General features: G+C 50.5%; 11 protein-coding genes. 6 read left to right on the top strand and 5 right to left on the bottom strand.

The window, feature by feature from the left end:
• The first annotated feature begins 25 nt into the window (after positions 1–25).
• From LN341_RS20815 to LN341_RS20790, 6 genes are all read left to right on the top strand, one after another.
• A complete protein-coding gene (locus tag LN341_RS20815; RefSeq protein WP_234205644.1) occupies positions 26–1,522 on the top strand; it encodes a CoA-acylating methylmalonate-semialdehyde dehydrogenase in 1,497 nt (498 codons plus the stop codon).
• 24 nt (positions 1,523–1,546) lie between these two features.
• Positions 1,547–2,701 carry an acyl-CoA dehydrogenase family protein gene (locus LN341_RS20810; protein ID WP_234205642.1) on the top strand — a complete coding sequence of 385 codons (1,155 nt, stop codon included), beginning with the start codon at positions 1,547–1,549 and terminating at the stop codon, positions 2,699–2,701.
• Positions 2,702–2,763: 62 nt separating this feature from the next.
• A complete protein-coding gene (locus tag LN341_RS20805; protein ID WP_234205640.1) occupies positions 2,764–3,558 on the top strand; it encodes an enoyl-CoA hydratase in 795 nt (264 codons plus the stop codon).
• Positions 3,559–3,637: 79 nt separating this feature from the next.
• Entirely contained in the window at positions 3,638–4,789 is a 1,152-nt protein-coding gene (locus LN341_RS20800) for an enoyl-CoA hydratase/isomerase family protein (protein ID WP_046221458.1), read from the top strand.
• Between the two features lie 54 nt (positions 4,790–4,843).
• Complete coding sequence (mmsB, locus tag LN341_RS20795) at positions 4,844–5,758, top strand: 3-hydroxyisobutyrate dehydrogenase (protein ID WP_234205638.1); 915 nt, start codon at positions 4,844–4,846, stop codon at positions 5,756–5,758.
• A gap of 17 nt (positions 5,759–5,775) precedes the next feature.
• Entirely contained in the window at positions 5,776–6,534 is a 759-nt protein-coding gene (locus LN341_RS20790) for an SDR family oxidoreductase (RefSeq protein WP_046221356.1), read from the top strand.
• A 286-nt stretch (positions 6,535–6,820) separates the two neighbouring features.
• Here LN341_RS20790 and LN341_RS20785 read toward each other — a convergent pair whose 3' ends face one another.
• The 5 genes from LN341_RS20785 to LN341_RS20765 all read right to left on the bottom strand — a co-directional run bounded on the left by LN341_RS20785 (position 6,821) and on the right by LN341_RS20765 (position 12,352).
• On the bottom strand, positions 6,821–7,744 hold the full coding sequence (locus LN341_RS20785; protein ID WP_234205637.1) for a LysR family transcriptional regulator: 924 nt from the start codon (positions 7,742–7,744) through the stop codon (positions 6,821–6,823).
• Between the two features lie 235 nt (positions 7,745–7,979).
• On the bottom strand, positions 7,980–8,447 hold the full coding sequence (locus LN341_RS20780; protein WP_234205635.1) for a hypothetical protein: 468 nt from the start codon (positions 8,445–8,447) through the stop codon (positions 7,980–7,982).
• Between the two features lie 122 nt (positions 8,448–8,569).
• Entirely contained in the window at positions 8,570–9,163 is a 594-nt protein-coding gene (locus LN341_RS20775) for a hypothetical protein (protein ID WP_234205633.1), read from the bottom strand.
• Positions 9,160–9,750 (bottom strand): hypothetical protein, encoded by a 591-nt coding sequence (locus tag LN341_RS20770; RefSeq protein WP_234205631.1) that lies wholly within the window; start codon positions 9,748–9,750, stop codon positions 9,160–9,162. The genes LN341_RS20775 and LN341_RS20770 overlap by 4 nt, the downstream gene beginning before the upstream one ends.
• Entirely contained in the window at positions 9,743–12,352 is a 2,610-nt protein-coding gene (locus tag LN341_RS20765; protein WP_234205629.1) for a phospholipase effector Tle1 domain-containing protein, read from the bottom strand. Before LN341_RS20765 ends, LN341_RS20770 begins: the two co-directional genes overlap by 8 nt.
• Positions 12,353–12,573: the final 221 nt, after the last annotated feature.

Here is a 12,573-nt window from a genome sequence, read left to right as displayed (position 1 = left end):
GAAAGACAGCTGAGAGGACGTGACAATGATTGAGAAAGTACCTCTGTTTATTGAAGGAAAATTTTGCCAGTCGCAGTCCGATGAATGGGTCGATGTGACCAACCCCGCGACCAATGAAGTGATCGCCCATCTGCCTTGCGCACTGACATCCGAGATCGATCAAGCCATCGCCAGTGCCAAAGCCACCTTTGAGAAATGGAAGACGGTCCCTGTGCCTGAACGGGCCAGACTGATGCTGAGTTACCAGCAACTGCTCAAAGCACACCATGATGAATTGGCCTGTTTGCTCTCCAGTGAAACCGGCAAAATTCTGGCCGACGCAAAAGGGGATGTCTGGCGCGGCATTGAAGTGGTTGAACAGGCTGCCAACATTGCCAGCCTGATGATGGGGGAAACCACTGAAAACGTCGCCACGAACATCGACACTTACTCTCTGATCCAGCCATTGGGTGTTTGCAGCGGTATTACGCCGTTCAATTTCCCGGCCATGATCCCGTTGTGGATGTTTCCGCTGGCTATCGCGGCCGGGAATACCTTCGTGCTGAAACCTTCCGATCAGGTGCCTCTGACCTCTGTCCGGCTGGCAGAATTGTTCGAACAAGCCGGTGCGCCTCCCGGTGTACTTCAGGTCGTCCATGGCCGCAAAGCCCAGGTTGATCATCTGCTGGAACATCCGGATATCCGCACTGTGTCTTTTGTCGGCTCTGTGCCGGTCGCCCGCTATATCTATCAGACAGGCACCCATAATCTGAAACGGGTTCAGGCGTTTGCGGGTGCGAAGAACCATCTGGTTGTCATGCCGGATGCGAACAAAGAACAGGTGATCAACAATCTGGTGGGGGCATCCGTCGGGGCGGCCGGTCAACGGTGTATGGCAATTTCGGTTGCCGTGTTTGTTGACGGCGCAAAAGCCTGGATACCCGAACTGAAAGAAGCCATGGCAGCCATGAAGCCCGGCGGCTGGGATGAGGAAGATGCCGCATACGGCCCGCTAATTAGCGCGGAAGCCAAAACACGGGTACTGCGACTGATTCAGGAAGGGAAAGCGCAAGGGGCGGTGTGTGAACTGGATGGCAGTGAATGCACGGTGAAAGATTACCCGAACGGGAACTGGGTTGGGCCGACCTTATTCAGCGGCGTTACGCCTGAGATGAGCATTTACCGCGAGGAGATTTTTGGTCCTGTGCTGGTCTGTGTCGAAGCGGGTTCGCTTGAAGAAGCCATTGCGCTTATCAACAACAACCCTTACGGAAACGGCACGTCAATTTTCACCGCCAACGGCGCGGCAGCGCGCAAGTTTCAGCATGAGATCCAGGTCGGTCAGGTAGGTATCAATGTGCCGATTCCTGTGCCATTGCCATTTTTCTCGTTCACAGGCTGGCGTGGCAGTTTCTATGGTGACTTACATGCTTATGGCAAACAGGCCGTCCGTTTTTACACAGAGACCAAAACGGTGACAGCGCGCTGGTTTGATGACGACATCCCGAAAGGGCCTAACCTGACCATTAATATGGATCATTGATGACAACCTGTGCCGGAGTGAGCAATGGATTTTGAACTCAATGAAGATCAACGTGCCTTTGAAGATGCTGCCCGTCAGTTTGCCAGGGAGCAATTACTGCCCATGGCAGCCAGCTGGGACGAAACGTCTACGTTTCCCAAAGATGTGTTACGCAATGCCGGAGAAATGGGCTTTCTCAGCCTGTATACACCGGTAGAACATGGGGGCATGGGACTCAGCCGTCTTGACGCCTCTGTCATTTTCGAACAATTAGCCATGGGCTGTACTTCAACCACAGCATTTATGACCATTCACAATATGGTGAGCTGGATGGTCGCCAGTTTTGCAACCGATCAGGCAAGAGCGGAATGCTGTCCGAAATTGATCACCGGAGAATGGCTCGGATCCTATTGCCTGACTGAAGCCAATGCCGGTTCTGATGCGGCATCGCTGACGACAAAAGCGGTGCGTTTAGGGGATCACTATGAAATCTCAGGTGCAAAAGCTTTTATTTCCGGAGCCGGAGAGACGGACTTGCTGATTGTGATGGCCCGGACCGGAGAAGCCGGGCCTGACGGCATTTCGGCGTTCATCGTGCCGGCCGATGCTGAGGGTATCAGCTACGGCCGTAAAGAGCCAAAACTGGGCTGGCACAGCCAGCCAACACGCGCGGTGACATTCGATAAAGTCCGGATTCCGGCTGATTACCTCTTAGGGGAAGAAGGTCAGGGGTTTCGGTTTGCCATGAAAGGCCTGGATGGTGGCCGGATCAACATTGCCACCTGTTCTGTGGGTACCGCGCAACAGGCGCTGAATCTGGCCCGGCAGTACATGACAGAGCGCAAACAGTTCGGTAAACCGCTCGCTCAGTTTCAGGCCCTGCAATTCAAACTGGCTGATATGGCGACTGAGCTGGTGGCGGCCCGTCAACTGGTGCGATATGCCGCCAGTAAACTGGACAGTGGGGATCCGGAAGCCACGGCCTATTGCGCGATGGCAAAACGGTTTGCGACTGATGTGGGATTTGCTGTCTGTAACCAGGCACTGCAGCTCTACGGTGGTTATGGCTACATTCAGGAATATCCGATTGAACGCCATTTCCGCGATGTGCGTGTCCATCAGATATTGGAAGGAACCAATGAAATCATGCGCTTGATCATCGCGCGTCGGTTACTAAACGATGATACTGCACTGCTTTGAATGATGTGCTTCGTACTCAGGCGACTTATATCCATGGAAATGAAGAATATGAGGGCGGAAAGATGCATCCACTGACACAAACAGGCGGTCCGATTGAGGTGATGATTGATGGTCATGTCGCGGTACTGACCATGAATCATCCGCCAGCCAACACCTGGACGGCAGACAGTCTTCATCAGTTGAAATCTCTGGTCGAAGCACTGAATACAGACAAATCCATTTATGCTTTGGTACTGACCGGAAAAGGGGAGAAATTCTTTTCTGCCGGTGCCGATCTCAAACTCTTCGCCAGCGGCGATAAAGGCGTGGCGGCTGACATGGCGTACTGCTTCGGTGAGGCCTTTGAAACCTTGTCATCTTACCGGGGAGTCTCAATTGCAGCAATCAACGGTTATGCCATGGGCGGAGGTCTGGAAGTGGCGTTAGCCTGTGACATCCGTATTGCTGAGGCCCATGCGGTGATGGCACTGCCGGAAGCCAGTGTCGGCTTGCTTCCATGCGCTGGTGGCACACAAAATCTGGCCTGGCTGGTGGGGGAAGGCTGGGCAAAACGCATGATTCTGTGTGGAGAACGGGTGAGCGCCTCGCAGGCACTGGACATTCGTCTGGTTGAAGAAGTGGTGGCTTCAGGACAAGGGCTGGAAACCGCAATGAAACTGGCGGCGGAAGTCGCGAACCAGTCCCCGACAGCGGTTACTGCTTGTAAAGCTTTGATACAGCAGGCAAGATTTGCGCCATTACATCAGGGGCTTATTCAGGAAAGGGAGCGTTTTGTCCGCCTGTTTGATACTGCCGATCAACAAGAAGGGGTGAATGCATTTCTGGAGAAACGCGCACCAGTCTGGAAAAACGAATAAAACAGAAATACTGGATGTCGTGTTCGCCACAATGGTCATGGGGGGCACGCAGCATGAAAAGATCATGAATGGAGAGATCATGACAGGAACAATGACATTTAACGAGCTGGAATGTACTGACGGCTCCCGCATTGGTGTTGCGGCACTGGATAATCCCGCAGCATTGAATGCGCTGACCCTGCCTATGCTCAAGCAATTAAGCACTCAACTGGCGGACTGGGAAAGTGACAGTAATATCGCGTGTGTTTTTCTTCACAGCGAACACAGCAAAGCCTTTTGCGCGGGGGGGGACGTGCGCGCGATGTACCATGCCATGCTTGAAGCGGAATCCCACAAGCAGGCCGGTGAGAGTGGCGCGTCGCCTGAAGCGTTTCTGACTGAGTATTTCAGTGTTGAGTATCGTTGCGATTATCAGATCCATCAGTACAAAAAGCCGCTGATCGTATGGGGTGAAGGTATTGTGATGGGCGGTGGTATCGGGCTGTATATGGGGGCGAGTCACCGGGTCGTGACCCCGACCAGCATACTGGCCATGCCTGAAATCACGATTGGCTTGTACCCAGATGTTGGTGGTACCTGGTTTCTGAATCAGCTACCTGCCGGGATTGGACTGTTTCTGGGGCTGACTGGTGCACGTGTGAATGCCAGTGATGCGCTCGATCTGAAAATGGCCGATTATATTTTACTGGCTGAACACAAACAGGCGGTGCTTTCCGGTTTGCAGGCCATTGACTGGCAGCAGGTTGGCGACTCAGGCAAGGCAGTCACAAACTGCCTGAGTCAATTGGCGGAATCGGCAAAATCTGCATGGCCGCCGAGCCAGATGATCCCTTATTTCCCTCAAATCCAGGCGGCCAGCGTTGGGCGAGATCTGAGTGAAATCTGTCAGCAAATTCAGTCGATTGATGGTTTAGGCACCTGGCTGGAAACTGCGAAATCAACCCTGAAACAGGGCAGCCCTGTCACCGCGCATATTTGCTACCGGCAAATGACGAGCTACAAAGCCCTTTCACTGGCTGACTGTTTCCGGCTTGAGCTGGGCTTGTCTGTTCGCTGCGGCATGCTGGGCGAGTTTCAGGAAGGTGTCCGGGCACGTCTGATTGATAAGTGCGGCGAACCGAAATGGATTTTTCCCACGGTCTCGGCAGTGGACAGCAGCGTGATTGATGACCTTTTTGCACCCATGTGGAGTGAAGATGATCATCCGCTGCGTGATTTAGGCAAAGAATAGTAGCTATTCCCTACACATAGATCCGGGCTGAGAGCGTCTGAACAGGAGTGTGTTATGGCAGCAATTGCATTTATTGGACTAGGCAACATGGGCAGCCCGATGGCGAGGAATTTACTCAAAGCGGGTTTTCAGGTCAATGTTTACGATATCAATGCTGAAGCGGCCCGCAAGCTCGAAAAAGAGGGCGCTACGGTGGCGTCCTCTTTGAAAGCGGCGGTAACGGGGGCCGATACCGTGATCACCATGCTGCCGGCAGGTCAGCATGTCCATGATGTCTATCTGGGGCCAAAAGGACAGCCTGAAGCCGGCCTGCTCAATCTGGTTTCATCCGGCACTTTTCTGATTGACTCTTCCACCATTGATCCTGCAACGGCAAAAGAAGTCGCCAGCCATGCTTTGCAGCATCAGCTGGCGTTTGTCGATGCGCCTGTCTCTGGCGGTGTTGCCGGTGCAGAAGCCGGTACGCTGACTTTCATCGTCGGTGGCACCGATGCAGCATTTCATCGCGCGGAAATGGTTCTGAAGCATGTGGGTAAAAACATCTTTCATGCGGGACCTGCCGGTGCCGGGCAGATGGCGAAAATTTGTAATAACCTGATGCTGGCGGTCCAAATGGCCGGTGCCTGTGAAGCGATTAATCTGGGCATGGAAAACGGACTGGATCCTAAAGTCTTGTCAGACATCATGCTGCAAAGCTCTGGCCGGAACTGGGTACTGGAGCTTTACAATCCTTGCCCCGGCGTGATGGAGAATGCGCCTGCCAGTAAAGGGTATCAGCCTGGGTTTATGAGTAAACTGATGCTCAAAGATTTGGGATTAGGGATGGATGCAGCATTGCAAAGTCAGACGGCTGTGCCCATGGGCGCACTGGCGCGTAATCTGTATGCTTTCCACAATGCGAATGGCAATGAGCAGCGCGATTTTTCCAGTCTGTTCGAGTTTTATCACGGTGAAGTCAAACAACATTAGAGTGAAAGGAGAGCAGTATGGATCTACGAAATGCTGTGATTGCAATCACCGGTGCTGGCCAGGGTTTAGGGCAGATGATGGCTGTGACACTGGCTCAGGCCGGCGCTGATTTGGCCTTGATCGATCTGAATCAGGAAGGTCTCGCGCAGACACGAACGCAATGCCAGATGCTAAGCAGTAAAGCGCTGACCTATGAAGCGGATGTGACACAGGAAAACCAGGTCGAACGGGTATTTGATCAGATCATCGACGATTTTGGTCAGCTGGATGGTTTGGTGAACAATGCCGGTATTCTGCGTGATGGCTTGCTGGTTAAAGTGAAAGATGGCGCATTAACAAAAATGTCGCTTGAGCAGTTCAATGCCGTGATGACAGTGAACAGCACAGGGACGTTTCTCTGTGGGCGGGAGGCCGCTGCCCGCATGATCCAGACCCAGCGTCCTGGGGTGATTATTAACATTTCCAGTGTTGCCAGAGCCGGAAATTTTGGTCAGAGCAACTATGCTGCTTCTAAAGCCGCAGTCGCCACTATGGCTGTTTGCTGGGCAAAAGAGCTGGGACGCTATGGGATTCGCGCTGCGGCAATCGCACCGGGTGTGGTCAAAACGGCAATGGCGGATCAAATGCCGCCGGAAGCGATAGAAAGGCTTGAGAACATGATCCCGCTAAAGCGTGTAGGTCAGGCCAAAGAAATTGCGCATGCGGTGAAATTCATTCTGGAAAATGACTATTTCACCGGACGGGTACTGGAAGTGGATGGCGGTATGAGAATGTAGTTACCGCTTGTTCATTTGATGGAGATTCCAGATAACACGGGCCGTAATGGCCCGTGAATGACTGGCTCGTAAAATATTGCCGATAAACTAGGGGCCATACACGATCGCGTACAAGGCGAGTCCGCCACCAATGACCAACATCAGCAGCGACAGGTAAACAGTGATTTTCGTCAGGATGGACATCCATTTGGGCTGATTTTCGGGCATCGTCTTATTATCTTCAGGTCATGTGTATCGCAGTTTTCTGTCGCGGGACAATGCCACAAAATAAAGCGGCAGGCGAGTGCTATTCACATTTGATTGCAGTTTTCATGAGTGTGATGCCGCGTGGTTTTGCCATCGGCTGTGACTCACATGGAATCTCGGGTGGATTGCGCTGAAACGCATGGCTGATTAATTTAGCCTGCTGAGCGGTCAGCCGGGACTGCGACCGGGAAGCCAGCGCCAGCACGATATCAATATTCGGTAATGGCGGCAGCCAATCCGCATTCAAAACTTGTAAATCCGGCGCCATACTGCTGCGTGCCATGGCCCCGATGGCCAGCCCGGCCCGCACCATGCCGCGTTGTGCTGTCGCACTGCTGCTGCAACTGATCAGATCGAAGCTGATTTCCTGTTTCATCAAGCCATCCAGCGCTGCGGCATGGAATTTACAGTCTGCCTGAAAAAGTGCAATTGGCAGTGGACGACGCTGAAGCAAATCGACTTGTGCTGTGCCATACCAGACGCCCTGATCGTGCATCAGAAAGTGGCCTTCTTCCGAATCCGGATGCCGCGTCAGCATGGCGGCATCTAATTCGCCTTTATCCATCAATTGTCTTAAACGCACGCTGGACGCACAGGTGATGTGTATCTGAACCGGGCCAAGTTGCTCGCGAATCAGGAAAACAAGGTGCGGCAGCAAGGTTTCTGCATAATCGTCCGGACAACCGATCAGCAAAGGTTGGGTGTCAGCGTTTGATTTCAGGCTGGTTACGGCCTCGTCATGAAGACTTAACAGCCGCCGGGCATAACTGGCTAACTGTTGCCCTTCGTGCGTTAACACCAATTGACGGCCTTCACGTTGAAACAGGCACTTCTCTAATTCCTGCTCCAGTTTTTTCATCTGCATACTGATGGCAGACTGGGTTCTGAAAGTCTGTTTTGCAGCCCGGGTGAAACTTCCGGTATCAATAAAAGCGAGAAAGCTGCGCAGCGCATCAATATCCATAAGCGTCCCTGACGAAATCCATTGACATGAAAGAGTCAGGCAAGCATACAGCGAGTGCGGCCAAAATGTCACGAAGCCAAACCCAGCAATAAACACAGGCAGCTATCGAGGCAGCCTGTGTTTGTGTCAGGTGAGGTGCAGAGAATGAATGTCTTTTGGACAGGCAAAGGCCCAGTGAAACAAGGTTTAAGGGGTTTTCTCTATTCTTTCAGTGGAAGACGTCGTCAGGCCTGTTTTATTTATCATAGGGCGAGCCAGGAAATGGCGTATCGGAAGATTCACCCGCGCCGTCGAAGAGTACAACAACTTCGGTGGTGTTATCAGGTGAGCGGACGACCCAACCATTAGGGTCGGCGTTATTTCTGGGGGTGCAATCATCCAGCTTTGAAAAGCAATTCATTGTGTATAGAAGGCGAACGCGAGGGCCGTCTACAATTAACTGCATTGCAGTGTTTGCTGTTTTAAAGCTCTTGTAATACTCTCGAAGAGCATTAATTTTTAGCCCTGCAAGCTTGCTGTCTATTTGTTTGCTTATATTGTAAAACGCTGTAAATTTATCGCCTTCTATATTGTATTTAGCCCAAAACCCTGTGATTTTAGCAGGCGTGCCGATAGCACCAATATCTGCACTTTTTCCGCTGTAACTGCTTACTGCACCATAGCCAAAGCCTGCATTTGCACCTGTTGTATCTTTTACATTCATGACTCTAATACTGTGGTAACCGGTAGTGCTGCCTGCTATGCCAATCGAGGCTATAGGAGTTGAGGCCATTGAGCAGCCTGTTAACAGGCTGCAAAACATGAAGAGGATAAAGGGCTTGTTATTCATTTATCGTATGGCGAACCAGGAAACGGCGTATCGGAGGCTTCACCCGTGCCGTCGAAGAGTACAACAACTTCGGTGGTGTTATCCGGTGAGCGGACGACCCAACCGTTAGGATCGGCGTTATTTCTGGGGGTGCAATCCATACGATATGAATAACAATTCATCGAATATAAAACACGCACTCTTTCACTGTCTACGACAACTCTAATCCTTGTGTTCAATGTTCTATGGTTTTTGCAGTAATTACGCAGTGTTTCAATTTTTTGCTTTGCCAGATTGCTGTCAATGAGTGTAGAGATACGATAAAAAGCAATCAATTCATCTTCGTCAGCATGATATTTGGCCCAGTAGCCGTCAATGTGCTTAGGAATTCCAATACTGCCGATATCAGCACTAGCTCCCGAATAGCTACTTACTGCACCATGAGCAAAACTGGCTCCTCCATCTTGTGTATCTTCTATATACATCAATTTGATGCTGTGATAACCGGTTGTGCTTCCTGCAGTTCCAATCGAAGCAATAGATGCTGGTTTGTTGGAACAGCCTACAAACAGGCTGTATATCAGGGGTATGATAAAAAGTTTGTTATTCATTTATCGTAAGGAGAGCCAGGAAAAGGCGTATCGGAAGCTTCACCCGTGCCGTCGAAGAGAACGACAACTTCTGTGGTGTTATCGGGTGAGCGGACGACCCAACCGTTAGGATCGGCGTTCTTTCTGGGGGTGCAGTCATCAAATTTTGTATAACAACTCAATGTATAAATGAGACGAACACGCGGGCCATCAACAGTAAGTTCCATAGCTGCCAGAGAATCCCCGTGATTTTTGTAATAGTCTCTTAATGTGCTGATTTTCTTTTCTGCCAGTTTACTGTCGATTGAGGCCGTAATATGGTAGTACTTTTCATAGCTATCCCAGCCTTTAGACCAATACCCTTGAATGAAGTTGGGTATACCAATTGCTCCAATGTCTGCACTTTTACCTGGGTAACTACTAACTGCACCATAAGCAAAATTTGTCCGGCCGCCATTTGTATCGGTCACAGTCATCCGTTTAATAATATGCGGACCAGTGGTACTTCCTGCATTTCCAATCTCTGCAAAATTTTCAGTAAAAGGGGAGAATGAACATGCAGAGAGAGCTATGCACGAACCCAATAATATGGTTAACCATTTAAGCATTTTCGAATATTTCCCTTACTATTTTATCGTCATCGTTTCGATTAGGTTTATTCACAAGCCACTCATAAACCTCAAAGTAACCAGGGTTAATGAGTGCGTCATGTGGGCGATGGATCCATTTGTGACCGTGTTTTTCTACGTTGGCTTGCCAGTGCTCTTGTGAGATGCTCCCCACCGGAAGAACGGCTAGTTTCTGCCAAAGTTGCTGAATATCGTCGTCTGTGACAAAGTCTTTGGGTTGCTCGTAAGCGGATGCAATCCATTTTATCCCGATGCTTTCCGCCTGTTGTTTCATGCGTTCCTGAGTTAGACCGGATAGTGCGTTGTTGACCGGTTGCAGGCGGTAATAATGCAACATGGCTTTATCTCGTTTGATCGCACCATATTGCCCATACGATTCCTGGCAGTGCTGTATCCAACCTGGCTCTCTCTCAGCTATGAAGAACTCTAGGTATGGAATCAATTTACTGTCTGGGTTATCCGGAACCGTTCTCACTCCGTCACTGGTATGAATTACTTTACCGACCAGTGATTCTGATTTGATCCATTCTCTGTTGTAAGTCGTGAGCATGGGGAATTCATATCGTTCGTCCAGGCCTTTTTTATTGTACTGTTCAATGGCGGAATAGCCACCACCGACATCCGAGTGTGCACCAGGGAAGACTTCCTCATAAAAGTTGTCTGGCAGTGTACCCTTGGTTTTCAGTGTCGTTAATGGAAAGTTCACGCGAAATTCGTGATGTGCGCACAACTGCACAACGCTTTGCGCACAATCAGGCTGTAGTACAAGTTGGAAGTTGCCTTCATCGGCATTGCCGGGCCAGTAAAATGAACCGACCGTGTCGAACAGTCCGACAAATCGGACACTGACTTGCCGTGAGGTATCCAGTTCATAGCCTTGCTCACTGTTAAACCAGTGAGGGTCTTCTGTTCCTAACAGGTTGGGGGTGATACCGAGAGAATCTTTCCCTCGACGTCTGCGTGTGTAATCGGGAAGACCCTTTAAGGCAGCATTGACAAAATGGCGGGCTAAAGCCGCACCACGACTGAAGCCGAAGACATCAAATTCAATATGGGTTATTGCATCATAAGAGCCTTCTGTATCTAACTTCTTAATAATGTTAGCGAGCTGTTTGAGCAAGTTTTGCCATTTGGCGAAGGCGCCTGTTGTATCAAAGACACCCAGTGCTTGGCCAAAGGTTTTTTCATCATCGCCATCATCAATCTCACCAGGATCTTGATGGGCACCATCAACAGTACCAACTCCCGATACATAGATAGCATATGATTCTTCCTTTACATCAGGATAAGCCTCGAATAACCGCCCAATATTCGAACGGGATTTATTGCCATAGGTCTCTTTGTACAAGTCATTGTCTTTGTTCTGGCCGGTGCCGTCGAAGAAGACGCCGATTCGCAGGATGCGCTGTTTTATCTGCGTGGTATTGACAACCGGGGTTTGGGCGAGAATCTGACTGTTTTCCTGAATATGCAGCAGATTCGGCATCATATAACGCTGGGTATAGGTGCCCCAGACATTGCCGAACGGATACCCTTTACCGGTTTCAATGCCGGTGAGTGGGGAGGGACTATCAGGTTGTTTGGGTTGTGTGTCCCTGTTCAGCTCGGTGATTTGCAGGGAATCGCCGATTTGGAGTTTCAGGGGATCCTCACTGTACTGCGGGTTCAGATCCAGTAACTGCCGGGCCGTCAGACCGTATTGTTCTGCAATCTCCGACCAGCTTTCACGCTGCCTTGTATCTGGCTGCATTTTGACGGTGTGATGTGTTTTCGCTGCGGTATTTTCTGGCGGTGCGGTGTCCTGAGTGCTGCGCTCAAGCAGTGCCTGTGTGCGGCTGGCAACAATACTCTGCATATCCAGCGCCACAGCATGCGCTTCCAGCCAGGTTGGTGAGAGACGGGCAAACTCGTCGCCAGAGAGCTTTTGTTTGCGAAACAGAATGTACTGACCTGAAACGGGCTGTCCTTCGATTTGATAAGGCAGCAGCAGGCTGCTGTAGTGATGGTCAGACAATAACTCGTCGGTCAGTGTGGTGGCGTCAGAACGGGTGAACTGAAAGCTCCATCTGTCTTCACCGGTCAGCTTACATTCTCTGGTCAGCTTGTTGTCGCAAAAATAATAAAAGTAGCCAAGGGTGGGCCAGCCGAGCCATTTTTCCAACTGCACGGCTAACTTCACCGGCACAAACTCTGCGTTGATATGGCCGGTATTTGTTGGCTGAGGCTGAATACGATAAGAGGATGCGAATCCCGCCTGCTGGAAAACCTCATGCAGAAGTTGCTTTTCCTCCTGCTCTGCACAAGATGCGGTCAGCAGGCTGTGCCCGTTCTTTCCCGGTGATTTTTGCCAGGTTGTCACCGCATTTTCTGTGGCGGTACGTTTCAGCGTCCAGCAGCCTGTCTGCAAGCTGCCGAGTTCATCCAAAGAACAATAAATCAGAAGGTTACATACGTACTCAGCGACAGGTTGCCGGGTATGACTGGATGCAGTGACTGATGACTTATTCGGCGGGCTATAATCTTCCAGTGGTTGATAACCCGCTTTAACAAACCGTTTGGATTTATTGTGATTGAGCGACATAGTGTGTTGATTGAAGAGAGGATGTTGAGCGATTGTACAGAGCTAACTTATTGATGTGAATGATTTAATCTCAGTCTGAATGCCGTTTTGGCCTGTCATTTTCACTCTTTTTACAGGCGATTTATCAATTGCAGGGCGAGTCGCAAAAATATTAAATGCCGGTCAGTAAAACGTGTGAAAAATAAGACGGAGTGATCCCGGCATATGAGTTCTGAGTGGGC

This window comes from Photobacterium sp. TLY01, assembly GCF_021432065.1.
GTDB lineage: Bacteria > Pseudomonadota > Gammaproteobacteria > Enterobacterales > Vibrionaceae > Photobacterium > Photobacterium halotolerans_A.
The sequence above is the reverse complement of the archived record's forward strand: the minus strand, read 5'-3'. Positions and strand labels throughout refer to the sequence as shown.

Coding starts and splice junctions, on each gene's coding strand:
- LN341_RS20815 (WP_234205644.1), top strand. CDS start 26: ATGATTGAGAAAGTACCTCTGTTTATTGAAGGAAAATTTTGCCAGTCG.
- LN341_RS20810 (WP_234205642.1), top strand. CDS start 1,547: ATGGATTTTGAACTCAATGAAGATCAACGTGCCTTTGAAGATGCTGCC.
- LN341_RS20805 (WP_234205640.1), top strand. CDS start 2,764: ATGCATCCACTGACACAAACAGGCGGTCCGATTGAGGTGATGATTGAT.
- LN341_RS20800 (WP_046221458.1), top strand. CDS start 3,638: ATGACAGGAACAATGACATTTAACGAGCTGGAATGTACTGACGGCTCC.
- mmsB (WP_234205638.1), top strand. CDS start 4,844: ATGGCAGCAATTGCATTTATTGGACTAGGCAACATGGGCAGCCCGATG.
- LN341_RS20790 (WP_046221356.1), top strand. CDS start 5,776: ATGGATCTACGAAATGCTGTGATTGCAATCACCGGTGCTGGCCAGGGT.
- LN341_RS20785 (WP_234205637.1), bottom strand. CDS start 7,744: ATGGATATTGATGCGCTGCGCAGCTTTCTCGCTTTTATTGATACCGGA.
- LN341_RS20780 (WP_234205635.1), bottom strand. CDS start 8,447: ATGAATGTAAAAGATACAACAGGTGCAAATGCAGGCTTTGGCTATGGT.
- LN341_RS20775 (WP_234205633.1), bottom strand. CDS start 9,163: ATGAATAACAAACTTTTTATCATACCCCTGATATACAGCCTGTTTGTA.
- LN341_RS20770 (WP_234205631.1), bottom strand. CDS start 9,750: ATGCTTAAATGGTTAACCATATTATTGGGTTCGTGCATAGCTCTCTCT.
- LN341_RS20765 (WP_234205629.1), bottom strand. CDS start 12,352: ATGTCGCTCAATCACAATAAATCCAAACGGTTTGTTAAAGCGGGTTAT.